Source organism: Paenibacillus sp. FSL R7-0345 (assembly GCF_038595055.1).
Classification (GTDB): domain Bacteria; phylum Bacillota; class Bacilli; order Paenibacillales; family Paenibacillaceae; genus Paenibacillus_AQ.
In genome coordinates, this window is record NZ_CP152002.1 from 1,956,548 (window position 1) to 1,981,660 (window position 25,113).

The 25,113-nt window shown below is 52.2% G+C and carries 20 protein-coding genes; 14 read left to right on the top strand and 6 right to left on the bottom strand.

All coding sequences use genetic code 11. From position 1 onward, the window contains the following. Positions 1-318 precede the first annotated feature (318 nt). From alaS to NST84_RS08245, 11 genes are all read left to right on the top strand, one after another. Positions 319-2,952 carry an alanine--tRNA ligase gene (alaS, locus tag NST84_RS08195; protein WP_342566377.1) on the top strand — a complete coding sequence of 878 codons (2,634 nt, stop codon included), beginning with the start codon at positions 319-321 and terminating at the stop codon, positions 2,950-2,952. A 329-nt stretch (positions 2,953-3,281) separates the two neighbouring features. Next, positions 3,282-3,557, top strand: coding sequence for an IreB family regulatory phosphoprotein (locus NST84_RS08200; protein ID WP_039871391.1), 276 nt, complete (start codon positions 3,282-3,284; stop codon positions 3,555-3,557). Beyond that, complete coding sequence (ruvX, locus tag NST84_RS08205; protein WP_342566378.1) at positions 3,557-3,973, top strand: Holliday junction resolvase RuvX; 417 nt, start codon at positions 3,557-3,559, stop codon at positions 3,971-3,973. The genes NST84_RS08200 and ruvX overlap by 1 nt, the downstream gene beginning before the upstream one ends. Positions 3,974-3,986: 13 nt before the next feature. Beyond that, positions 3,987-4,295, top strand: coding sequence for a DUF1292 domain-containing protein (locus NST84_RS08210; protein WP_039871393.1), 309 nt, complete (start codon positions 3,987-3,989; stop codon positions 4,293-4,295). Continuing rightward, positions 4,288-4,596, top strand: a complete 309-nt coding sequence (locus NST84_RS08215) for a DUF1292 domain-containing protein (RefSeq protein ID WP_342565109.1) — start codon at positions 4,288-4,290, stop codon at positions 4,594-4,596. The genes NST84_RS08210 and NST84_RS08215 overlap by 8 nt, the downstream gene beginning before the upstream one ends. A gap of 199 nt (positions 4,597-4,795) precedes the next feature. Continuing rightward, entirely contained in the window at positions 4,796-5,845 is a 1,050-nt protein-coding gene (mltG, locus tag NST84_RS08220; RefSeq protein ID WP_342565110.1) for an endolytic transglycosylase MltG, read from the top strand. Between the two features lie 57 nt (positions 5,846-5,902). Continuing rightward, positions 5,903-6,835: a peptidase U32 family protein gene (locus NST84_RS08225; RefSeq protein WP_342565111.1), complete on the top strand. Its 933-nt coding sequence runs from the start codon at positions 5,903-5,905 to the stop codon at positions 6,833-6,835. Between the two features lie 316 nt (positions 6,836-7,151). Beyond that, entirely contained in the window at positions 7,152-8,480 is a 1,329-nt protein-coding gene (locus NST84_RS08230) for a U32 family peptidase (protein ID WP_342565112.1), read from the top strand. Between the two features lie 249 nt (positions 8,481-8,729). Further along, positions 8,730-10,940: a methyl-accepting chemotaxis protein gene (locus tag NST84_RS08235; RefSeq protein WP_342565113.1), complete on the top strand. Its 2,211-nt coding sequence runs from the start codon at positions 8,730-8,732 to the stop codon at positions 10,938-10,940. A 169-nt stretch (positions 10,941-11,109) separates the two neighbouring features. Beyond that, on the top strand, positions 11,110-12,174 hold the full coding sequence (locus tag NST84_RS08240; protein WP_342565114.1) for a LacI family DNA-binding transcriptional regulator: 1,065 nt from the start codon (positions 11,110-11,112) through the stop codon (positions 12,172-12,174). A 78-nt stretch (positions 12,175-12,252) separates the two neighbouring features. Beyond that, the gene (locus NST84_RS08245; protein WP_342565115.1) at positions 12,253-12,594 is read left to right on the top strand and encodes a hypothetical protein; all 342 of its coding nucleotides are present in this window, start codon (positions 12,253-12,255) and stop codon (positions 12,592-12,594) included. A 104-nt stretch (positions 12,595-12,698) separates the two neighbouring features. Here NST84_RS08245 and NST84_RS08250 read toward each other — a convergent pair whose 3' ends face one another. The 4 genes from NST84_RS08250 to NST84_RS08265 all read right to left on the bottom strand — a co-directional run bounded on the left by NST84_RS08250 (position 12,699) and on the right by NST84_RS08265 (position 16,895). Next, positions 12,699-13,121, bottom strand: coding sequence for a VOC family protein (locus tag NST84_RS08250; RefSeq protein WP_342565116.1), 423 nt, complete (start codon positions 13,119-13,121; stop codon positions 12,699-12,701). 420 nt (positions 13,122-13,541) lie between these two features. Beyond that, the gene (locus NST84_RS08255; RefSeq protein ID WP_342565117.1) at positions 13,542-14,714 is read right to left on the bottom strand and encodes a glycosidase; all 1,173 of its coding nucleotides are present in this window, start codon (positions 14,712-14,714) and stop codon (positions 13,542-13,544) included. Beyond that, the gene (locus NST84_RS08260) at positions 14,714-15,928 is read right to left on the bottom strand and encodes an AGE family epimerase/isomerase (RefSeq protein WP_342565118.1); all 1,215 of its coding nucleotides are present in this window, start codon (positions 15,926-15,928) and stop codon (positions 14,714-14,716) included. Before NST84_RS08260 ends, NST84_RS08255 begins: the two co-directional genes overlap by 1 nt. A gap of 10 nt (positions 15,929-15,938) precedes the next feature. Continuing rightward, a complete protein-coding gene (locus tag NST84_RS08265; protein ID WP_342565119.1) occupies positions 15,939-16,895 on the bottom strand; it encodes a 1,4-beta-xylanase in 957 nt (318 codons plus the stop codon). 302 nt (positions 16,896-17,197) lie between these two features. Here NST84_RS08265 and NST84_RS08270 point away from each other — a divergent pair, with 302 nt between their 5' ends. Next, positions 17,198-19,267 carry a methyl-accepting chemotaxis protein gene (locus NST84_RS08270; protein ID WP_342565120.1) on the top strand — a complete coding sequence of 690 codons (2,070 nt, stop codon included), beginning with the start codon at positions 17,198-17,200 and terminating at the stop codon, positions 19,265-19,267. 200 nt (positions 19,268-19,467) lie between these two features. Further along, positions 19,468-21,255 (top strand): penicillin-binding transpeptidase domain-containing protein, encoded by a 1,788-nt coding sequence (locus tag NST84_RS08275; protein ID WP_342565121.1) that lies wholly within the window; start codon positions 19,468-19,470, stop codon positions 21,253-21,255. On the opposite strand, the gene NST84_RS08280 is transcribed toward NST84_RS08275, so the two are convergent. Further along, positions 21,213-22,412 (bottom strand): AI-2E family transporter, encoded by a 1,200-nt coding sequence (locus NST84_RS08280; protein ID WP_342565122.1) that lies wholly within the window; start codon positions 22,410-22,412, stop codon positions 21,213-21,215. The genes NST84_RS08275 and NST84_RS08280 overlap by 43 nt on opposite strands. Before the next feature lie 263 nt (positions 22,413-22,675). Here NST84_RS08280 and NST84_RS08285 point away from each other — a divergent pair, with 263 nt between their 5' ends. Beyond that, complete coding sequence (locus tag NST84_RS08285) at positions 22,676-24,055, top strand: polysaccharide deacetylase family protein (protein ID WP_342565123.1); 1,380 nt, start codon at positions 22,676-22,678, stop codon at positions 24,053-24,055. Between the two features lie 247 nt (positions 24,056-24,302). Here the strand turns inward: NST84_RS08285 and NST84_RS08290 are convergent, their stop codons facing one another. Then, entirely contained in the window at positions 24,303-25,031 is a 729-nt protein-coding gene (locus tag NST84_RS08290) for a LytTR family DNA-binding domain-containing protein (protein ID WP_342565124.1), read from the bottom strand. Between the last annotated feature and the right edge of the window lie 82 nt (positions 25,032-25,113).

The following is a 25,113-nucleotide window of genomic DNA, read 5'->3' on the forward strand; positions in this document are numbered from 1 at the left end:
AAACATTGATGAAATGAAGTACGCCGGAGCATGGCTCCCTCAGAGAACGGGTTCCGTTACGAATCATTTGTAATGGCTGCGAGAACCCGGAAGACAGACCGGCGGAAAGCTGATTTCGGAGTGCGGGGAAATCCCGCCGGGGGCGCCCGTTAACAGCCGCGACAAGGCGATCGTCTGCAGGGTCCGTGTATCACGGGTCAAGGCGATAACCAGGGTGGTACCGCGATAATCATCGTCCCTGAATTTATTCAGGGGCGTTTTTGTGTATTCCGGCAAGCTTGCGGATGCAGATTAATACTAAGACGGGGGCTGTACATGATGAAAGCAAGTGAAATCCGTTCCAAATGGCTGCAGTTTTTTGAGAGCAAAGGCCACAAAATCGAACCAAGCGCATCGCTCGTTCCGCACAACGATCCGTCCCTTTTGTGGATTAACGCCGGTATGGCGCCGCTGAAGGCATACTTTGACGGCCGTGAGATTCCTGAGAATCCGCGTCTGGCGAACTCGCAGAAATGCATCCGTACCAATGACATTGAGAATGTCGGCAAAACACGCCGTCACCACACGTTCTTCGAAATGCTGGGGAACTTCTCGATCGGCGATTATTTCAAGGAAGAAGCCATTACCTGGGCCTGGGAATTCCTGACCGGTAAAGAGTGGATCGGCTTTGACGGCGACCGCATTTCCGTTACGGTATACGCTGAGGACGAAGAAGCATTCAAGCTGTGGAATGAAAAAGTAGGCCTGCCTGCTGAACGCATCATCAAGCTGGGCGATGAGAACTTCTGGGATATCGGCGAAGGCCCTTGCGGACCTTGCTCGGAGATTTTCTATGACCGCGGTGAAGCTTACGGCAGTGACATGAGTGATCCTGAAATGTATCCGGGCGGCGAAAATGAACGCTGGCTGGAAGTATGGAACCTTGTATTCTCCCAGTTCAACCACAATAAGGACGGCAGCTACACGCCGCTTCCTAACAAGAACATTGATACCGGTGCGGGTCTGGAGCGCCTGACTTCCATTCTGCAGGATGTGGATTCCAACTTCGATACGGATCTGTTCCAGCCTGTAATCCAGAAGACTGCCGGCCTGGCCGGAGTGAAATACAAAGAGAACCTGGAGCAGGATATCGCGCTAAAAGTGATTGCCGACCATGTCCGTACTGTAACTTTTGCAGTAGGTGACGGTGTGCTTCCTTCTAATGAAGGCCGCGGCTATATTATCCGCCGTCTGCTCCGCCGTGCTGTCCGTTACGGAAAAACCCTCGGCCTTGACCGCCCGTTCCTGCATGAGCTGACTGAAACCGTCGGCGAAGTGATGGGTGTGTACTATCCGTCCGTTGTGGAGAACCGCGAATATATCGCCAAAATCATCCGCTTGGAAGAGGAACGCTTCCACGAAACCTTATCTGACGGCCTGGCTATCCTTGGTGAAATTTCGGCCAAAGCCAAAGCTGACGGCCAGAGTGTGATTGCAGGCGTTGATGCGTTCAAGCTCTATGACACCTATGGCTTCCCGTTTGACCTGACGGAAGATTTTGCATTCGAGCAGGGACTGACGGTTGACCGTGAAGGCTTCGATGCAGCAATGCAGGAGCAGCGCGACCGCGCCAGAGCAGCCCGCCAGGACAGTGCCAGCATGAAAATCCAGGGCGGCGCGCTTGCTGAACTGACGGTTAAAAGTGAATTTGTTGGATATAATGACACGGTAGCAGAGTCCAAAATTCTTGCTATTGTTGTAGACGGAGAGCTTGTGGATACCGTCAGCGAAGGCGCTGAATGCCAGGTTGTGCTTGAAGCAACTCCGTTCTATGCTGAAAGCGGCGGCCAGGTGAGCGACACTGGTGTTCTGACCGGCGGTTCTGTTACGGCAAAAGTAACCGGCCTGTTCAAAGCTCCGCACGGACAGCATGTACATCTGGTAACCGTCGAAGCCGGTGACCTGAAGGTCGGCGATAGCGTGCGTGCGGAAGTGAACCGTGCCGAGCGCGAAGACATCGTGAAGAACCACACGGCAACTCACTTGCTGCATAAGGCACTGAAGGAAGTATTGGGCGGTCATGTTAACCAGGCAGGTTCCCTGGTGGAAGGCGCACGCCTGCGCTTTGACTTCTCCCATTTCGGTGCCATTACACCGGAAGAGCTGAGCGATATTGAACACCGGGTGAATGCGCAGATCTGGCGCGGCCTGGATGTGGTCATTGAGAACAAGCCGATTGATGAGGCCAAAGCTATGGGCGCAATGGCACTCTTCGGCGAAAAATACGGCAACATCGTCCGTGTCGTGCAGGTCGGCGATTACAGCCTTGAGCTGTGCGGCGGTATCCATGTCGGCAACACATCGCAGATCGGGATCTTCAAGCTGGTCAGCGAGAGCGGTATCGGCTCTGGCGTACGCCGGATCGAGGCTGTAACCGGCCGTTACGCATACCAGTTCACCGAGGGTCAGCTGGATCTCCTGAAGCAGGCTGCAGGCCTGCTGAAATCCTCGCTGAACGATGTGCCTAAGCGGATCGAAGCGCTGCATGCGCAGGTGCGCGAAGTATCCCGCGAGAATGAATCGCTGCAGTCGAAGCTGAGCGCAACCTTTGCCGCTGAGCTGACCGGCAGCGTGAAGACCGTAGGCGCCGGCACACAGCTGCTTGCCGTTGCTGTTCAGGCAGGCAACATGGATGCGCTGCGCTCCACGGCCGATGAGCTGAAGGTCAAGCTGCCGGATGCCATCCTCGTGCTCGGCGCTGCAATGGACGACAAAGTGAACTTTGTTGTATCCGTACCGCAGGCACTGGTTAAACAGGGCTTCCATGCCGGCAAGCTGGTTAAGGAAGTTGCTGCCGTATGCGGCGGCGGCGGCGGCGGACGTCCGGATATGGCACAGGCCGGCGGCAAGGATGCTTCCAAGCTGTCCGAAGCACTGGCCAAAGCCGAGGAGCTTGTAGCTGCCCAGGCTTAAAGAGTGACAAAGGCTGTCTGCACAGCCACTCCCTCCATATAAAAATGCCCAGCGGTACTGAGAGCCTTACATCAGTACCGCTGCTTTATTAAGCAGGGCAGAGTGGTGCATTTTGGCGAAAATTCGCCCGGGAATGGTTCTGCAATAGCTCAAAAACCAAAATTATCTATATTTTTGTAGATAAAATGCCAAAAAAAGCGCTATCTCAGAGGCAGGATTTCCAAGGCAGGGCCTGAATATGTTATGATGAAGGCAGCAAGTGAGCTGTACAGCAGCAACTATGCGAAGCCGCCCTCTGAGGGTGATTTTGCAGAAGGAAGGTGTCACAAATGGACTCCATGGACAAAACGGTTAAATTCAATGTGAAGGGCGACGAAAAGGAAGCTTCTCCCCAGGAAATTCTGCTCGCCGTATACGACGCGCTGGTGGAGAAAGAGTACCATCCGATCAACCAGATCGTAGGGTATTTACTTTCCGGAGATCCGGCTTACATTCCGCGCCACAACAATGCGAGAAGTTTGGTCCGGAGAAAAGAACGTGATGAGCTGATTGAGGAACTGGTCCGTTTCTACCTGGCCAATCACCGGGTGGATCAGCCGAGATGATGAAGAAGCTGGGACTGGATTACGGCGACCGCAGAATCGGAGTCGCCACAAGTGATATTTTCGGGTGGACCGCCCAGGCTCTGGAGACCATTGAACGCCGCGGAAACGGCAATGAATTTGTACGCATCCGTGAGCTGGTCAAGGAGCATGAGATTGGAGAAATCGTGGTTGGCCTGCCGAAGAATATGAACGGCTCAGTTGGACCCCGCGGTGAAATCTGTATCGAGTTTGCCGGTCAGCTGCGGGAAGAACTCGAAATACCCGTACACCTTTGGGATGAGCGTCTGACGACAGTATCCGCCGAGCGGATGCTGATTGAAGGGGACGTCAGCCGGAAGAAACGCAAAGGGATTGTGGATAAAATGGCCGCAGCCCTGATTTTGCAAAATTTTTTGGATGCTAACAGTAAAAGGTGAGGGGTGCGCATTTATGACAAACGAGCAGATTGGCCAAGAAGAAGAACCGGAAATTATCTATATTCCCGATGAGGAAGGTAATGAAGAGGAATTTGAGGTCATCATGAAGTTTGAAGTCGACGGTTCGGATGCAAAGTATATGATGGTGGTGCCGCTTGATTCCGAGGACGAGGATAGCGACGAGGTCTATGCGTTCCGTTACGAGGAAGACGGCGATGATCTGCAGCTCTTCATGATCGAGAATGACGAAGAGTGGGCAATCGTTGAAGAAACCTTCAATACACTTGTTGACGAGCTTGACGGGGGAGCAGAGAATGACTGATTTTTCCGCGGAACAGGCGGTCTGGACATCTAAGCTCAAGGAAGTCTACGGAGAAACAGTAGAACTGGAAGATGAGCAGGGCCGGTCTTCCGTTTACAATATTGTCGCCGAGTTTGAGGTCGGTGACCGCGCGTATGCGGTACTGGCCGGTTCCGGAAAAGGCGCGGAGCAGGAAATTCTGCGGATCGTGGTTTCGCCTGACGGTGTGCCGGAGCTGGAAAGTATCGTTGACGATGAAGAGTGGGAAGATGTCTCCGAGCTGTACGATGAGCTGACTTTTCCTGCAGAAGACACGGAATAAAGACTGTTCCAGATATACAACATCTATGCTGGGCGAGGAAGAGGGCGGATTTATTTCCGCGCTCTTTTTGCTTGGTAAGCCATGAAAATGGCCATGCTGAAATATAAAAATCACTAGATCAACCCGTATAGTAAAAAAATATGTTGAATTTAAGATAATACAATTCTATACTATATAGTCGGAAAGTGAGGAATTCCATTTGAAAGCCGCAATCCGCGCCGTGCTGATTATAGTCCTGGTACTGGTCTTGGCAGCAGGGGGAGGCGCATGGTATGTCTGGAATGGAATGCAGCCGGTTAAGCCCGCAGGGCCAGCCGTTACGTTTACGATAGAGAAGGGCATGGGCAGCTCGGAAATTGCTGATCTGCTGGAGGAGAACGGCATTATCCGTAACGCTTTATTTTTCAAAGGTTATCTGAAGTGGGTTAAGGAAGGCTCCGGCTTTATGGCGGGTACTTATACCGCAAGCCCCGGCGATACTTATGACAATCTGATTGCCCGGCTGAATGCGGGGGATGTCGTGAAGAAGGAGACGGTTGTCTTCACTATTCCTGAAGGATACACAGCAAAGCAAGTAGCAGACAAGCTGGCTGAGGTCTGGGGGGAGAAGCCTGAGGTTTATCTTGAGATTATCGATTCAGGGGCAGGCTTGGCTGCTGTTGACAGGCTTGGGATTCCTTCCGGTACTGAGGTGCTGCATCGTCTTGAAGGATACTTGTTCCCTGAAACGTATGAGATTCTTAAGGACAGCACGCCCCAGGAGGTTGTCGAAGCGCTGCTGGAGCAGCTGGAGAAGAAGCTGGACAGTATTCCCGAATGGAAAAAACAGCTGGCTGAACGCAAACTCTCCCTGCATGAGCTGCTGACCGTAGCTTCGCTTGTGGAGCGTGAGGTTGTGGTTGACGATGAGCGGCCGCTGGTGGCCGGCGTTATTTATAACAGGCTGAACAAGGGCCAGGATCTGGAGATTGACGCTACAGTCCAGTATCTGCTGGGCAAGCAGAAGGAGCGGCTGCTGTACAAGGACCTGGAAGTGGACAGCCCGTACAATACTTACAAAAATGCAGGGCTGCCGCCGGGGCCGATTGCCAGTCCCGGACTTGCATCAATCAAGGCTGCGCTTGTCCCTGAGGCATCAGAATATTACTTCTACGTGACCAAAAAAGACGGCACACAAGGCCATCTATTCGGTAAAACGTATGAGGAACATTTAGCCAATATAAAAAAAAGTGAACAAACTACGCCGTAACCTATTAAAATAGAGATTACTGCGGTTTGATGTACCGCAAGGGCAGGAGGATGCAACATGATGAACAAACCGGAGCTGCTGGTTACAGCGGCATCCCTGGAAGAGGCGCGCGCGCTGCTTAATGCAGGCGCAGACGCGCTGCTGATCGGAGACGACCGTTTCGGCATGCGGCTGGCCGGCCATTTTACGCTGGAGGATACAGTTGCTGTAATAGAACTGGCCCATGGCATGGGACGTAAGGTATATGCCAGTCTGGGCGGCCTGATGTCCAACCGTCTGCTGGACGAGCTTCCGGCCTATGTGAAGGCCATTGGCCAGCTTGGGATTGACGGGATCGAATTTGGTGATCCGGCTGTGCTGTTTGCCGTGAAGTCCGAGGCGCCGGATCTTCGGCTTCACTGGAACGCCGAGATGACCTCGACGAACTACTATACGGCTAACTATTGGGGCCGCAAAGGGGCTTCACGTGTGGTACTGGCACGCGAGCTGAACATGGACGAGATCACCGACATGGTGCCTCTGCTTGAGGTGGAAGCCCAGGTGCAGGTGCACGGGATGACGAATATTTATCATTCCAAGCGCGGGCTTGTGGCCAGCTATATGGCCCATCAGGGGCGTCCGGTCTCAGACGGCAACCTCGGCAAAGACCGCGGCCTGTTCCTGATTGAAGCGGAGCGCCAGGAAGAGAAGTTTCCGATTTACGAGGATATCAACGGAACGCATATTATGAGCTCTGATGATGTCTGCATCCTGGAGGATCTGCATATTCTGCTGGCCGCCGGGGTGCACAGCCTGAAGATCGAAGGCTTGCTTAAGCCGGTTGCCTACAATGTAGCTGTCGTTAAAGCTTTCCGCCATGCGGTTGACCTGTACTTCCAGGACCCGCAGGCATATGAATTTGATGAGTCCTGGATGGATAGTATCCGTGCGCTGCAGGACCCTGAGCGTGACTTGTCGTTCGGCTTCTTCTACAAAGAACAAGTCTATTAATCAATCTTTTTGGAAATAAAATAAGGCAATGATTCAGCCTCTTAAATAAGGTTTGAACCATTAACTTTCAGGTGTAGCGGCGGAAGGGAAGTTTGGAACTGTAGGAGCGATAGCGCCCGCCTGAGAGCTTTCCGAAGGAAAGCTGGCTACGTAAGCATAAGCTATGTTTGGATTTCTACCGCGGCAGCGGATTAAAATCAGGAAATCCAAACATAACAGCGGCCGGAAGTCCAAACATTCCCTGCAACTGCGTACAACACCGTGAAGCGGGGTTTAAGCTTTTTTAACAGCTGAAGATATGGAGGGGAGAACATCAATGGGTACCATGACCAAGCCCCAATACAAGGGCAAACGTTACCGTCTGGACAAACCGGAGCTCCTGGCTCCGGCGGGCAACCTGGAAAAATTGAAATTCGCCGTGCACTATGGCGCGGATGCAGTATATATCGGAGGACAGCATTACGGCCTGCGCTCCGGGGCTGATAACTTCAGCTTCGAGGAAATGCGCGAAGGCGTTGAGTTCGCCAAAAAATACGGGGCCAAAGTATTCGTGGCCACCAACATCTATGCACACAATGAAGATATCGCCGGAATTGAAGAATACCTGCGTAACCTGTATGAGGCCGGCATTGCTGCCATAATTGTTGCTGATCCGGCGATCGTGGATACGGCGCGCCGGCTGGTGCCGGGGCTGGAGGTACATCTCAGCACCCAGCAGTCCACCCTGAACTGGCAGGCGGTCTCCTTCTGGAAGGAAGAAGGGCTGCCGCGTGTCGTACTGGGCCGTGAGACCAGTCTCGAGGAAATCGCCGAGATCAAGAAGCATGTAGATATCGAAATCGAGAGCTTCATCCACGGTGCGATGTGCTCCTCATATTCCGGGCGCTGCGTGCTGTCCAACCATTTTACAGACCGTGACTCCAACCGCGGGGGCTGCTGCCAGTCCTGCCGCTGGAAGTATGACCTGTTCGAGGATGGCCGTCCGGAAGGAACCTGGGTGTCGGAGGAGGATCAGGCTGAGGCTGCTGCGCCGCAGCATCTTTTGCCGGGAGTAACCCAGCTGCCTCTTCATCAGCCGGAGGATAACCAGTTCACCATGGGCTCCAAGGACCTGTGCATGCTGGAGAGCATTCCTGATCTGATTGAAGTCGGCATCGACAGCTTTAAGATTGAGGGCCGGATGAAGTCGATCCACTATGTTGCGACGGTAGTAAATGCTTACCGTAAGGCAATTGATGCCTATATGGCAGATCCGGAGAATTACGTGCTCAATCCGGAATGGCTGGAGGAGCTGCAGAAGGCGGCAAACCGTCCGCTGAACACCGGATTCTTCTACGATACACCGGATCATGAGGATCATATTTATGAGCCTGAGGAAAAAGCGGCGCCTTATGATTTTGCCGGCCTGGTGCTGGAATATGATGCGCAGACCGGTATGGCCCTGATCCAGCAGCGGAATCACTTCAAGCCTGGACAGGAAGTCGAGTTCTTCGGACCGGACATCACTCCATTCAAGCAGACCGTAGGTGAGCTTTGGGATGAGGAAGGCAACAAGCTTGATGCTGCCCGCCACCCGCTTCAGCGGATACGCATGAAGGTGGATCATCCGGTTGCCTATTTTGATATGATGCGCAAAAGAAAATAATAGCTTCAGTTTACACGGGGATGCCTCATATGCGGGGCGTCCTCTTTTACATAGGCGGATGTGGCAAAAGAATATAAAAACTATAAAAAATTCTCAGATTATTTCTTGCAAATCCTAAGCAATTCGTCCTACTCAGCCGATATAGATAGTGAACGCTTACATACATCCTCTATTCTTGCTGGTAGGTGATTATATGGGGACTCCCGGGCAGGGAACAGAGAGAACAAACAGAAGGGGAGAAGGGTGAAAGTGAGAGAGAACAATCAGCAATCAGACAAAGAGCAAAAGGCAAAACCAGGCTTTAAAAGGGGAAATAAATCACCGGGCAAAGAAAAAAGTAAAGTGAAGATGCCGGATTTTAGCTTTAAAGGGGTACTGAACGGGTCAGTCCGTCAGGTAAAAAGAGTTAATCCGGTGAAATCGGTAGGCGTCAAGCTGTTTCTGATTTTCCTGTCTTCGATTGTAATTGTCGTACTCCTTCTGGGTCTGTTGTCTTACAACAAGGCTAAAAACACGATTAAAGATAATGTGGCAGAAGCGAACAGACAGACCATTCTCCAAACCTCGGACAAGCTGGACATCATGCTTAACCAGTACGAGAATCTGGCACTGCAATTATATTTCGATACCAAAATGCAAAGCGATCTGAACGCTCTGGCTTCTGCACAGTCCAATTATGATAAATTCGTTGCCACGGATTCAATCAGCAAGAAGCTGTCTAGCCAGACAACGACGGATTCCAATATTGTAGCCATTTCACTGATCCCGACAGCACCGGAGGAGAGCGTCCTTTCGAGCGGTAATTCGACTCTGAAGATGGATGGGATCAGAGATCAGGAATGGTACAAAACAGTGGTTGCGCGGACCACGGAATACACCTCTTACTACACAGAGGATGCTGATTCACTGCAGAACTACTGGTTCTCAACCGCTGTACAGGGAAGCGGCGGAAAGAATGTAGCGATGGTAAGATCCCTCAAAACAATGGGATCGGCATCAGGCTATGTTCTGATGCTTGAACTCAAGAATACGCTGCTTGAGAATGCTTTTAATAGCGTTTCGCTTGGCGAAGGCTCGCGGATTCAGCTTGTTGATCCGGATGGTGTCGTGGTAGCTTCTTCCGTTTCGGCTGATGATGGTGCGGCTTCGGAATTCAACTTCATTAAGGACAGCAAGAGCGAAAGCAGCAGCCGGGAAGCCAAAACCTCGGACAGTAAGGATGTTCTTGCTGTATTCAGCACTATGACCAAAGCGGACTGGAAGCTGGCCGGGGTCATTCCGACGGGAGAACTGGTAAAAGCTGCCGAGCCGATCCTGTTCACTACTTATATGGCCGCGCTTGTAGCAGCGCTGCTTGCTGTGCTGCTGGGCTTCTGGATGGTCCGGATGATAGCCCGTCCGCTGGCCCGTCTGAAGGATCTTATGGTTGAAGGAGCCAAGGGTGATCTGAGCGTGCGGACTGAATATGCATCGCAGGATGAAATTGGCCAGCTGTCCGCATCGTTTAACATAATGATGGAACGGATTACCGATCTGGTTGCCCAGACTACCGATACAGCGCGTGAGGTGCTGGAGACTGCCGGAGAGCTCGGTGATGCCTCCCGCAAAACGGCAATTTCGGCGAAAGAGATTGCTGCGGCTACCGAGGAAATTGCCGGAGGCGCGGGCAGCCTTGCCCTTGAAGCAGAGCGCGGCAATGAGCTGACCGATCTGATCGGAACACAGATGCAGAGCGTTATTGCTGCTAACGCAGCGATGGATGAGGCTGCGCACACGGTTGGTGAAGCCAGCGGCCATGGAGCACAGCAGCTGGGCGAGCTGCTGGAGAAGACAGGCCTGATCGGCGAGAAGACAAGCGCGCTGGTGTCCCGTGTCAACAATCTGAAGGAAACGGTTTACTCAGTCGTCAAAGTGCTGGATGTGATGAAGAATATTACCCAGCAGACCAATATTTTGTCCCTGAATGCTACTATTGAAGCCGCCAGAGCCGGTGAAGCAGGCCGCGGATTTATGGTGGTTGCCGGGGAAGTCCGGCAGCTGGCTGATCAGTCCAAGCAGTCCATCGCTCTGGTTGCCGGAATCATTGACAACATCGTTACTGAAATGAACGGAACGGTAGAGGAGCTGTCTGAAGTGGCACCGCTCTTCAAAGAGCAGATGACCTCCGTTAAAAGCACAAGCGATATCTTCGTCTCCGTGCAGGGCCAGATGGAAGATTTCATCGCCAGTCTGGAGTCTGTTACCAGCGCGATTGGCAGTCTGAGTCATTCGCAGGGTGTGCTGTCTGATGCCATGAGCAATGTGAGTGCAGTGGCAGAGGAATCGTCGGCTACTTCAGAGGAAGTGGCTTCCCTGAGCAGCGAGCAGCAGAATGTGAGCGACCAGCTCGTATCGCTGTCCGGTAAGCTTGAGGTGGCTTCGAACCAGCTGAAAGACAAGCTGGCCCTGTTCACCATTTAATTCGATATAACTGGTAAGTATGATGTATATTCAGGCCGGTTCTTCCATAGCGGAGAGCCGGCCTGTTTTTGCGTAAAGGGCTTTTTCTTGTGTATCCCGAAAGAGGCAAGTATAATTATTTTGTTAGGTAAAAGTTATGATAACGGAAATAGCATTTGGAGGAATAGGAATGGCTAAAAAGATTACAATGCAGAAAATTGCCGATCATCTCGGCGTTTCTAAATTTGTTGTTTCCAAGTCCTTGTCCGGCAAAGAGGGCGTAAACGAAACGACGAGGGAACGGGTAATTCAGGCGGCTTCACAGCTCGGCTATTTCACACAAAAAAACGCATATATGCAAAATGCAAAACGCTCCAGCCAGACTGCTGACAATGACCGCAATAAACAGTCGGTTCTGGTGCTGATGCCCAATATCCGTTCACAGACACAGGATTCGCTGTACTGGGGCAAAATTGTTGACGGCATCGCCCTTGCCCTGGACGAGCACGGATTGGGCATGGTCATTGTCTCGGAGCACCGCGCTGACAATTTCGTGAATATTCTGAATCCCGGCGGACTGCTGGGTCTTGTCGGTGTAGGGACTATTTCAACCTCACTGCTGCTGGAGGTGCACCGGATCGGCCTGCCGATGGTGCTGATCGATCATGAGGACCCGCTTATTCCGAGCGATACCGTATTTGCGAACAATATGGACTCCATGTCCAGGCTGAGCAATCATCTGCTGGGTATCGGCCATACGCGGCAGCATTTTATCGGTCCGATCCGCTATTCTCGCAGCTTCAGGGACCGCTGGATCGGGTTCCGCAGTGCACTTGAGGAAGGCGGCCTCCAGTCCCAGGCAGGCGATGACGAGCTGCTGCTGCAGGAGGGGATGGACGCGATTATTTTACATGAAGAATTCAAGCAGTGGCTGATGAAACGGAAAAAAGAGGATAATGTACCGACTGCGCTGCTGTGCGGGAACGATTTTATTGCGCTTACGGTGTGCAATGTGCTCCGGGAGGAGGGCTTGTCCGTGCCTGGGGATATTTCTGTGACCGGCTTTGACAATATAGATGATGCTGCGAGGGGCATTCCGCCGCTCACCACAGTCCATGTCCCCAAAGAAGCGATGGGCCGGGCCGCTGTGGAGAAGCTGCTGAGCCGGATTAACAGCCCGTCCGCACCACTTGAGAAGATCCTGATCGCGGCCGATATTGTCCACCGGGATTCGGTGGGGGAGCTGCGGGGTTAAGCGGAAGTATCGGAAAGCCGGAAAGGGGATGTACGGGAACAAAGAGGAGTGCCAAAAGGACAACTTATTTTAACTGGAGTGAATAAGCTGATGAGCTATAACGTGCATATTACCCGGGCGGAACACTGGACAGAGAGCGACAGTAAGCCGATTTCTCTGGAAGAGGCAAAAATATATTTTGCCGGGCAGGAGGATTTTGAGTACAGCAGCGGTCTTTCGGTAGAAGGCCCGTTTGGTAAACTGGCGGTCGGCGGGGATTTTTTTAACTGGCTGGCGGAAGAGGATGAAAAAGTCCCTTTTAGACATACGGATGGCCGGATTACGGTGGCGGGCGCGGATGATTTTGTAATAGAAAAAATGGTAGAGGCTGCTGCCGGCTTGAATGCCAAAGTGCAGGGGGACGAAGGAGAGGTTTATTAAGTTTCTGGGGTTAACTTCGCGGGATGATAGGATGACTATTCCGGCGGCACCACTGGTCCAAAAGCGCAGTGCCGCCGAGTTCCGGTTAGTCTGCAGTTACTCAGTTACTCTGGCAGCTCCCAGGCCGGGTTCCAGGCGACCTCCCATAGATGACCGTCCGGGTCCTGAAAATATCCGGCATATCCCCCATAAAAGGTGTCGTGAGCAGGTACGGTAATGGCCGCGCCTGCTTTTTGCACTTCTGCCATAAGCTTATCTACTTCTTCCCGGCCGCTTACATTGTGAGCCAGTGAAAATTCCGTCGGACTGGCAGGGGTCTGCGGAAGCTTGCTGTCATGTGCGAGATCACTGCGTTTCCATATAGCCAGCCTGAGCCCTGCCTGCAGCTCAAAGAAAGCAACAGCGCCGTGCTCAAACTCCGTTCCGATTATCCCCTCAGACGGCAGCCCCAGCCCGTCGCGGTAGAACGCCAGCGACCGCTCCAGATCATCTACTCCCAATGTAATAACTGAAATCCGCGGTTTCATCTTCTTTATCCTCCTCGCTGTAAGTAAGATTTAGTTCTGTTCCATTGTACCCTGTTTATAAAATAGGAAAACATCCTCTTCGCAAGCAAGCGGACTAAGTGGAATTTCGCTACTTAATTCTCTATATAATCGCCTAATCAGCCTGCCTAGTTGGAAAAATGCTACTTAATTACACCGGATTTAGGAGTACCGGGACTTTCGAGCCGAAATAAGTGGCGAAAATCCACATAGATGTGAGAGCTGAGCCTTCTAAGGCTCAACGGCTGCCGGTACTCCCGCAGTGTTCTCTGAGGGCTTAGGCCTTCCCGAATTAAAGTCTTAGCGGCCTTGCGAAGGTACAGCGGAGCCAGAACAACAGACAGATGCCCGCAGAAGCATTAAGCTCTGCGGGCATCTGTCTGTTTATTATAAACGTATAAATTATAGCTGCAGATTACGGTCGATCAACGAGATGCGCTGCTGAACGCAGGCATAGGAGCGCAGCGGATCTTCCGGTGTGTTCAGCACGTAGTCGAGCATCTGGTCGACTGTGGTGGTTGCGACATGCACACGGGTGTCGGAGGAGGCGTAGTAGATGTAGATCTCTCCGTTGTCACGGGCGATTGCACCGTTGCAGAACACTACATTAGAAACGTCCCCGACACGTTCTTCTCCATCCGGTGCGATAAAGTGGCCGCCTGGAGCATGGGTAACCTTGTTCGGCTCATTCAGGTCGGACAGAAAGACATAGAGAACATAACGCAGGCCGGCAGCGGTATTGCGCACGCCGTGGGCGATGTGGAGCCAGCCGCGCGGGGTTTTGATCGGAGCGGGTCCCTGGCCGTTCTTCACTTCTTTGACAGTGTGATAGAAGCGCTGGTCGATGATCGTTTCGCTGGTGATTACAGCATTCTCGATCGAGTCTGCGAGACCCCAGCCGATGCCGCCGCCGGAACCGGCGTCAATGAAGCCGTCCTGCGGACGGGTGTAGAAGGCATACTTGCCGTCTACAAATTCAGGATGCAGCACTACATTGCGCTGCTGGGCGGAGCCGGTCTTCAGATCGGGCAGGCGCTCCCAGGTCTTCAGATCTCTGGTGCGGGTGATGCCGCACTGCGCTACCGCGCTGGACAGGTCACCGTGCGGCGCATCCGGGTCCTTGCGCTCGGTGCAGAACAGGCCGTAGATCCAGCCGTCTTCATGCTTGGTAAGGCGCATATCGTAGACGTTGATGTCCGGCTCTTCCGTCTCAGGCAGGACAACCGGATGATCCCAGAAGCGGAAGCCGTCCACGCCGCTGTCGCTCTCGGCAACAGCAAAAAACGATTTGCGGTCATTGCCTTCAACACGGGCAATGATGTAGAATTTGCCGTCCAGCTCGATTGCTCCCGGATTGAACACGCCATTTACGCCGATCCGTTCCGCGAAATAAGGATTAGTCTCAGGATTAAAATCATAACGCCAGATCAGCGGAGCATGCTCTGCAGTCAGCAGCGGGTAGCGGTAGCGGTCAAAGATCCCGTTGCCGAAAGGCAGCTTTTCATTGGTGCGGGTAATCAGGTCCTCATAACGCTGCGTCAGCTGTGCTTTACGTTCTTCGAATAAGGCTGTCATTAATGAGTCTCCTTTGCAGCAGCCTGCAGCCGTCCGATCATTTCGAAGCAGGCTCTGCCATTATGATATGGGCATTTCCAGGCACTGACCTTGGGAGCATGGGCGAGCGGCTGCTGATGCTCATCTACCGCCCAGTACCATTCACCAAGCTCATGGTCAACGATATAACGGTCGATGAATGTCCACACTGCACCGGAGGCATCCAAGAAACGTGTATCCTGTGTGAGCTGATAAGCATTATAGAAGCCGACCATAGCCTCAGCCTGCGGCCACCAGTCCTTTTCTTCGTTTAGCAGGCCGTTCTTATCAGCCTCGTTCCAGATCCCGCCGTCCTTATCAATCCCTTCAGCCAATACAGCTTCGGCCATGGTAACGGCAACCTTGCGCACACGCTCCAGCAGTTCCTCATCCCCAAGTACCTCTGCCGCTTCAACCAGCAGCCAGCTGCCCTCAATATCGTGGCCGTAGGAGGTGATGTCTGATTTTACATTCCACTCTTCATCCAGGAACAGGTGGAAGTGCTGGTCCTGATCATCAATAATGTGAACCATCATTGTATCAATCAGCTCGGCCAGCTTCACCCGCAGCTCCTCGGATTTCCAGACGCGGTAGAGGCCGGTATAGCCTTCGAGCACATGCAGATGGGTATTCATCGATTTTTTCTCATTCATATCCTTATCGCTGAGCGAAAGTTCATCCGTAACCTCCCATTCGCGGGAGAGAGCTTCGATATAGCCTTTATAAACGGAATCATAGCTGTACTTCTCCAGGGCCCGGAACACCTCTACCGCCTGATCCAGTGCTTCCTGATTGCCGGTAGCGTGATGGAATTCAGCCAAGGCATAAATGGCAAAAGCTTGACCGTACACCTGCTTTTTAGGCTGGGAAGGTGATCCGGAAGCATCGACCATCCAGTACAATCCGCCATATTCCTTATCCCAAAAATGCTCAAGCAGATATTGGTAAGCACGTTCGGCCATGCTCAGATATTCGGGTGAACCATACGTCCGGTAAGCACTTGCAAAAGTCCAGAGAATCCGCGCGTTAAGGACAAGGCTTTTCTCAGCTCCGGGAACAATGTTCAGCTGATTATCGATTTCACCGACGAACCCGCCGTGCTCCTTATCCAGCGTGTGCTTCATCCAGAAGCCGAGAATGTTGTTTTGTAGCTCGTTTGTAAGTGCGCCCAGCCATGCTTCAGTTGTTAGTTTCATGGTGTATCATTCACTCCTGACTCTTTATTTTGGATGTAAAATATTCTTTGATCACCGGTGCAGCCGCCTTGCCGTACATACAGTAATCATCATTGACTGCAGCCTCTTCCAAAGGGTAAAGCTCAGCCGGCCAGTCCCAGAGCATGAAGCCCTGCACCCAGTCACGCTTCTGGCTTGCGCCGAACATCGCCTGGTAGAACCGGCTTTGCTCTTCCTCATCAGGCACGCCCGGCAGTGACCAGTCATTAGGGATCGCTGCGCTTCCGCTGCGGCTCGGACAGCCGGCTTCCATGAAGAAGAAGGGCTTGCCGTGCACTTGTACCACTGCTTCAATTCTGTCCAGCTGCACTTCCCAGTCCGTTTCAGGATAATAACCGCTGGAGGAGATCACATCGAGCGCATCCCACCAGGTCACATTGTCCTCCTGATACTTGTCGCAATTGTAGGTTAGTACACCGGTGTATACCTTGCGTACTTCATCGATCAGTGCGCGCCATTCTGCTTCACGGCGGTCGGTTTGCACCATTTCACAGCCGATACAGAACATCTCGCAGCCGGTTTTTTCAGCAATTGCAGCATAATGCAGAATAAAGGCGGTATAAGAGCGGAACCAGTCTGACCATTTAGGCTCACAGGGAACATCCTTGTCAAAAAAATTAATATGGGCCCGCCATGTTCCGTCAGTGCAGTTTACAATCGGTTTCAGACAGACCTTTAAGCCGAGTGCTTTGGCCTTGCGGATGGCCCACAGCACTTCATCATCAGTAACCGTCGGCGCTTCCCGGAAAAGGATGTCCGTAGACTGGGCAGTAGCCTGAAAAGCACTGAAGGCGATAGCTGTCCAATTGGCTCCCGTAACCGATTTCATAAGTTCCATTGAGTTTCCGGCAGCCTCTGTATCCCATGTTCCGCGCTTGCCCATAAAGCCCCAGGTAACGCCTGCTACATATTCATTCAGCCGTGACATTTGCAACTCCCCGCTTTGCTAATTTTATGATAAAACAATAATAACAAATTTATTTTGTTATTAATAATTAGTTAAATAATAATAACAAAATGATAATTTAATAATACAATTTAGTTATAACCCTTTTCAGGAGTGATTTCAAGAGGGGAAACTGATGAAACAGGATGGAGATAACGATCTTTTCAAGGAATCATCGACATCAAACGTCTAATAGAACAATATCACAGCGTCCCTGGACCTAATCGATTATGATTAAATGCAGTTATGTGCAAAAGATAATGAAAATTTGGCGGTGATTGTTTGTGAGTAATTCAGGAGCAGGCAGCAAAGGAATATCCAGGCTGCTTCCATCCAGGTCATTAGGAACGCGGTTATTCCTGGTGTTTTTTATCACTACTATGGGAATTGTTCTGTCACTCGGCTACACCTCGTATTCCGTGGCCAAACATACGATTGAAAACAATGCACTGGCGGCAAATGAACAGACCGTGCAGCAGACGGCAGAGAAGCTGGATGTTATTCTGCTGCGTTTTGAGGACAGGCTGGGTGAGCTGTTCTACAACAAAACAATCGTGCAGGCTGTCCAGTCCGCAGCAGCAACAGTGTCCGGCAGCAACGATACACGGGAGACATCGGCTGCCAGGATTCAGGCTGAGCTGGATCAGTGGCTCACTGCCGCCGGCAATATGGAGGCTGTGTATCTTATTCCGCTGGATGAGAGCCTTCCGGTGCTGGCTTCAGGGATTGAAGATAACGCTTTTATTGAAGGAATAAGAGGTAATGACTGGTTCAGACAGCTGCAGGAGCAGCCTCAGAGTTTATGGATTACGCAAGCGGTAAAACAGGGTGAGAATACCGGGGTGTTCCATTTTGCCAAGTCGGTTAATGTTAACCCGGGGAGCACAGGGTACATTGCAGTCTGCGACATCAAGACCGCCGAAATCGAAGGCCAGCTGAGCAAGGTTAGCCTGGGCATGGACTCCTACATCCAGCTGCTGACAGGTAAAGACGAGCTTATCGCTACCTCGCAGCATGAGGAGGCAGATTCATATCTGCGCCTGGGCGGAACACTGTTTAACGGCTTGAGTCAAGCCTCAGGCTCACTGCCGACCAAAGACGAGCAGGGCAAGTCGATCCTGGCAGTGTACGGTACTTTGGCGAGCTCGGGCTGGAGAGTTCTAGGTGTAGTGCCTTCGGACAATCTGACCAGGGACGCGGGCCGTATCCTGAATACAACCTATATCGCTGTTGCCGCCGCCGCTGTTATTGCCGTTTTGATCGGGTTTTGGATGGTCCGGATGGTCTCAGGCCCGCTGAACAGGCTGAAAACACTGATGTTCCATGGAGCAGAGGGGGATCTCCGGGTACGGACTCAAGTCACGTCACTGGACGAGATCGGCCAGCTCTCCGGGTCTTTTAATATGATGATGGAACGGATTAATGAGCTTGTTATACATACGAATGAAACGGCGCGTGAAGTGCTTGAAACGGCGGATGCGCTGGGAAGTGCGTCACGCAAGACGGCAATGGCGGCCCGGGATATCGCTTCAGCAACCGAGGAGATTGCCGGGGGAGCAGGCAGCCTGGCGCTGGAGGCCGACCGGGGCAATGAAATGACAGAGAAAATATCCGGCCAGACTGCTCTGGTCATTGCCGCTGCGCAGGAGATGAGCAGCACAGCGCACAGTGTCGGGGAATCCAGCCAGGAGGGGGTTGCCAAGCTGCAGGAGCTGCTCGTCAGAACAGGAAGCACCGGTGAAATGACCGGTACACTGGTCCGGAAGGTGAACGGGCTGCAGGAAACGGCATCTTCAGTCATTAAGGTGCTGGATGTCATGCAGAACATCACGCAGCAGACCAATATTCTGTCGCTGAATGCCACAATAGAAGCGGCCCGGGCAGGCGAGGCGGGCAGCGGATTCATGGTGGTGGCCGATGAAATCCGCCAGCTGGCCGACCAGTCCAAACGCTCGATTGCTGTTGTGGCGGAAACTACAGACACCATTATCAAAGATATCAATGAGACTGTAAACGCCTTGTCACAGGTTGCGCCGCTCTTCACGGAGCAGATGGCCTCGGTCCGGGAGACAAGCGGGATTTTCGTATCTGTGCAGGAGCAGATGAACCAGTTCATTGCCAGCCTGGATTCTGTTTCGGAATCCATCACCGTGCTAAGCCAGTCCCAAAGGGGACTGGCGGAGACAATCGGGAATGTCAGCTCGTTTGCCGAGGAATCGTCAGCGGCTTCCGAGGAGGTGGCTTCACTCAGCGGGGAGCAGCAGAATGTGAGCGGCTATCTGGTCGAGTTGTCCGGCAAGCTGGAGAATGCTTCTCTCAGGCTTAAAGAACGGTTGTCCAGGTTCATTGTATAGTGTGCAGAAACAGATCTTTTCAAGATATAATTACAGCTACAACAACAGAATAAAGTGTGTTTATGTACAGCCGTATTATCCGTCAGGATAGTGCGGTTTTTTTCTCGGCTGCCATTCATGTAATTTATCCGGAAGGTGGGCATAATAAAGGCAGAAGTCCTGACCGGTTAAGGTACAGGCGGCAAGCGGGGGGAATAAACTTGCAAAAGCACATCAATAAGCGGATAGTCTGGAGCCTGCTCATATTGTCGGCTCTTGTTGGAGTTTTGATCTTTAGGCTGGCCTGGGTTCAGCTGGTGCTGAGGGAGCGTAAGGTTCCCGGAGCAGAATATACGATGGCTCAAATGGCGGAAATTCAAAGTGAGCGGGAGATGGTGCTCGACAGCGGAAGAGGCCGGCTCTATGACCGCAGCGGCAAGCCGCTTGCCGGGGAGACGGTGTGGACGGCGGCTTTTTTTCCGCAGGAGGAGTTATCGGAAGCGGCAGATGAGCCGAAGCTGCAGCGCCTCGCCACTGTACTTGGGGTGACCTATGGCGAGCTGGATAGCCGGATTAGCGGCCTGAAGGAGCCGCTGCTTTGGCCGGCGGACGGCGGACGCGATCCTTTGGCGCTGACCCCGGATCAGGCGGAGCAGGTTGAGCAGCTTGGGATGAGCAACGTGCGCGCGCTGCCGTTTGCCCGCAGGTATGACGGGGTTGCTTCCGGACGCCAGTGGCTGGGTTATCTGTCTGAGCTGTCCCCTGCGGCCGCGAAGCAGTCACCGACCGGACTGCGGGTCGCGCTGTCCGGAACGGACGGTCTTGAAAAGACGCTGGAGCCGCTGCTGCAGGGAGTAGGACATACGGAAGTGTATGCGCAGGTGGATGCTCGCGGCAACCGGCTTCCCGGCAGCGCACTGAAAGTCAGAGCGCCAGGGAATCCGTATTATCCGCTCTCAGTATATACGACAATTGATAAAGAGCTGCAGGAGAAGATAGAAAAGCTGGCTGTGAAGGCCGGAATAAAAGAAGGAGCGGTGGTTGTACTGGACTCCGGGTCAGGAGATATTGAAGCGATGGTTTCGCTGCCTTTGTATGAGCCGGACCATATCTCGCCTGAAGGCGGTGAGTGGAACAACCGGGCACTGCAGGCGGCCATTCCCGGCTCAATCTTCAAGATCGTTACCGCCGCCGCAGCGCTGGAGGCCGGTGTGACTTCGCCGGATGAGCGGTTCTTCTGCTCCGGCGAAGTAGGCAGGTATCACCTGTCCTGCCCGCACGGCAAAAAACACGGCTCCCTCACGCTGGCGCAAGGGTTCGCCGTGTCCTGCAATACCGTATTCGCTTCGCTGGCCGAACGGCTCAGCGGCGCTCAGCTCCAGGCCGCAGCGCTTGCGCTGGGTCTGGGCAGAGACATCGGCTGGCAGGCCGCGGACACGCTGGGCCAGCCGGTGCTCCGGCCGCTGGCTGGCGAGCAGCCGGGCCGGATCTTCAGCACCCTGGTTCCGGACGACGCCGGGGCCAGGGTGCAGACCGCCATTGGCCAGCGGGATGTCACCATGACGCCGCTGCAGGCGGCGAATCTGGTGGTGACGCTGCTGCATGGCGGGGAAGTGCGGGCGCCGCGCATTCTGCAGCGCGTCGCCTTCCGCAACGGGCAGACGCTGCAGGAGCTGCCCGCCCATCTGGCGCCGGTAGCCGCAGGCGCCATCTCGCGCGGGACCTCGCAGACGCTGCTGTCCTGGATGCGGCTGGTTGTGACCGAAGGAACCGGCAAGCGTCTGCGCAGCACGCAGTGGCCGGTCGCCGGCAAATCCGGGACGGCCCAGACAATGGTAAAGGGGGTGCCGCGAAATAACCAGTGGTTTATCGGCTACGGGCCGGCAGACCATCCCCGGTATGCCGTGTCTGTGGCCGTGGAGAATGTGGCCCCGGACAGTGAGCATGTCGCTACTAAACTGTTCGGTCAGATCTTTAATTTGCTGTCGGCATCTTCTGAAGGAGCCTGAGGCTCAGCGGCAGAATCACCAGACACCGGGCCGCCGGCCGTTGATGTGCCGGATGCCGCGAACGGAGATACAATGAACTCTTCCTGGGGCAGATAGATCCAGCGCTGCAGATATCCCTGCTGGATCAGCTCCTTGATCAGAATGAGCAGGATCGGCGACAGGATCAGTCCGGCAACACCGAAGGCTGACATTGAGAAGATGACGAACGAGAGCATCAGAAAAGCGGAGGATACTCCAATCGAATTACCGGTAATTTTCGGCTCCAGCAGCTGTCTTACAATCAGCACGACGGCGAGCAGCACAATCAGGCCGATGGCCAGGGAAGTATTGCCGACAATAAACAGGTAAACGATCCAGGGGATCAGAATGGTCGATACACCCAGCAGCGGCAGCACGTCAAAGACGGCGCAGACCAGCGCCATAGTGAGCACATTTCCGGTTCGGAGAATGAGTAATCCGACCAGCACAATGACAAAGGTGATACCGATGAGAATCGCCTGCGCCTTCAGGTAAGATCCAATAGCCTTAAAAACATTTCCCTGGACAAAAGCGTAAGCGGTCTTGAATGTCTTGGGCATTTTATCATGGGCAATTTTGCGCCAGTCCTTAATCTCCATGCTGAGGAAAAAGGCCAGGATAATCGCAATTCCGAAATTACCCATAAAGGAAGAGAAGGAACCAAGCGCTCCGATCATATACTTAAAGAAAACGATCAGCCAGCCCGACAGGACGTTGGTGGCATCTGTAAAATAGCCGTTGATTTTGTCCGTCAGATCGGCGGGCAGGGCAGCAATCTGCTGCTGGAGATATGTAGTGGCTTCGGTAAAATGAAGCTGGACAATCGCCGTATACCTCGGCAGGCTGTCCTGGAAGTGCAGCGCCTGGGTAGCGATGAGCAATCCGGCACCGAACAGGATACCCAGCAGAATGACCAGAAAGAGCAGCACCGAGATGGCTGAGGCGAAGGGCTTGCCCAGGCCTTTGCGGTTAAGGAAGCGGGCCAGCGGCTCAATTAGCAGAAAAACAAAAAAAGACAGAAAAACAGGCGCGGCGAGCTGATACAGCTTGCTGAACGCGAGCATAACCAGATACACCGTCAGTACGACCAGCCCGATGTCAAAGAACGTTCGCCAATATTTTTTGTACAGCGGCAGCATAGATTAACACGACTCCTTTTTCATAAACACAGATTTAGCAGATTTTACGTGGCTCCGGATAAATGGTTTCTTTTTAGAGAAAATGACAAAATTAGCTTGAATTCATTGTACACGATTTTAATAAAAATGCGTCTTTTTCTTTATGACCTGTGTTAAAATAGGGGGTAACGTTTTTTTTGCGGAATCTGTCCGACATCTGTCACCCTACTTGGCCGTACCCGTAAGACGAGCCAAAGTCAACTCTGGAAAAGCGGGGAATATACATGCAGACTTTGCTGCTCTGGTTATTTTACATTTCTACTTTTTATGCTTTCATTCCCGGAATGATCAGCCGGATTTTCGGCTACCGCGTCTTCCGCAAAGGGATTGGGCGGAGTGAATTTGCCTTGACCTTTGACGACGGGCCTGACCCGCTTTATACACCGCTGCTGCTGGATCTTCTTAAACAGTATGATGCCAAAGCGACCTTTTTTGTCGTTGGTGCCCATGCTGAGCAGAATCCGGACATTGTCAAGCGTATGCATGATGAGGGCCATCTCATCGGCATTCATAATTATGTGCACAAAACAAACTGGCTGATGCGGCCCGGAACCGTAAAGCGCCAGATTAAGCGCACAGATGATATTATTTACAGTATTACCGGTGAGCGGAGCACCTATTACCGTCCGCCGTGGGGGATTGTTAACCTGTTCGACTTTTCGAAGCGCCGGCAGGTGCAAATTGTCCTGTGGTCTGCGATGTTCGGGGACTGGAAGGAGAAGCTTGGTGCAGAACGCCTGACCGGCAAGCTGCTTAACAAGCTAGGTCCGGGCGAAGTCATGCTTTTGCATGACTGTGGAACGACCCTCGGTGCCGATCCGAAAGCACCGGAGCATATGCTGGTTGCTCTTGAACGGATGCTGGATGAAGCCCGCCGGCGCGGCCTGCGCAGTATCCGGATTGATGAGATGATCAGACAGGTGCAGACCTCCCCGGTCTCGCAGCTATCCTTCGCCAAACGGCTGGTTGTCGGCCTGTGGCTGATCTGGGAGCAATGCTTCCAGTTCCTGTTCCAGATCAAAACCATTGCTCCGGCTGACCCGTTTCTGCATTACCGGCTGCGCAAGTACCAGGGCGAGCCGGTGCTGATGGATAACGGTGAACGCCTGGCTAAAGGGGACCCGATTATCGAGCTGCACATCGATAACCGGCAGCTGTTCGAGCTCGGCGTGCATTCCCGGTCTTCCGCGCAGCTGGCCATCCGGATGATCCGCCGAATGGAAAAGGATCTGCCGGTGCTTGCAGAGCGGATTGCCGCAGATGTGGATCTGGCAGAAGCCAAGGCGCTGTACGGAGTAAGTATGCTGAACCGCGGGCCGGAGAAGTTCGGCTTTATGGTCCTGGACCTGCCGGACGGCTGGTTTGCCCGTTCGACCAAGTTCTATCTGAGCATCCTGCTCAGTGTCATTCATCCGGCAGGCGGCGCGCGGCTCAAGGAGCGCAGTGAGGTACTGGTGCCTAAGATGATGCTGATGCCGGTCTCTGAGCTGCTCGATAAGATGAACCAGCAGCGGCCGCAGAAGCAGGTTAAGGCGCGTGAGCGGGTAAGGGAAGAGGAGCTGGCCCTGGAAGCCGAGCTTCCGGGAGCGACGGTTGTGCATTGAACGTGTGGAAACTACTGTGCTATTTTTCTTAACATAAGTGCATTGCCCGATAACGTGCAAAAAAAGACAGAGACTCTTGAGGGAGCTTCTGTCTTTTTGAGGTAATACGATAAGTGCTTCAAATTCTATGGCTGTAAAACTGTTGTGGTGTAAAAATTATACAATGATGGATCTTCCTAAAAAAGAGAGAAAATTATATTATTTATGGCGCTTAGATAAGAAATTATGAATAAAGTAAGAAGAATGGCTACATCGTGTAGCGAGTAAATAAATCCTTTACTTTTTTGGCCTGGGAACGACTTAAAGGAAATTCTTGATTATTAGACATTATTACTGAAGAAGAAGTGAATCTACGGACATGCTCTAAATTAATTATTATTGAGCGGGTGATATACATGAATGTTGCATCTAAAGTATTTACATATTTTGATAATGTTCCATTTATAATGTATTGTTGATTCGCTGTTATCACTGTGAGCTTATTTTGCTTCAGTGAATGTTTAACTTTTACTATGGCAATAACATCTGTCTTCCTAAGAACAAGATGCTCTCGTTCCGATTTAATAGTAAAATATCGATTGGTTGAACTCTGGATAAAGCTGCACAATTTCAAGATGTTTATCTTAAATAATTCGTAATCTATGGGCTTGAGCAGATACTGGAATGTTTGAACATCAAAGCTGTCCATGACATGTTTCGGATGACTGCTCAAAAACATAATCTGTACATCGTGGTCCGGAATAAAACGAATTTTATTTACAACTTCGAGTCCGTTTATACCGTCCATCTCAATGTCAAGGATAAGGATTTGAAAAGCAAACGCTCCTTTTTCTATATAGTAATGAATCAATTCCTCTCCAGATTTAAAAAACTGAATATTATAATGATAAGAATATTCTGAGGACAATCGGGTGAAATGATTCTTTAATTGCTCATATATATGCAGTTCATCAACACAAATTGCTACTCTAAACAAATGATTTCCTCCTTTCATTGTTTGGAACAATTACACGAAATGCTTGATCGCATAAGTAAAATGTTATTTTACATGTAAATCA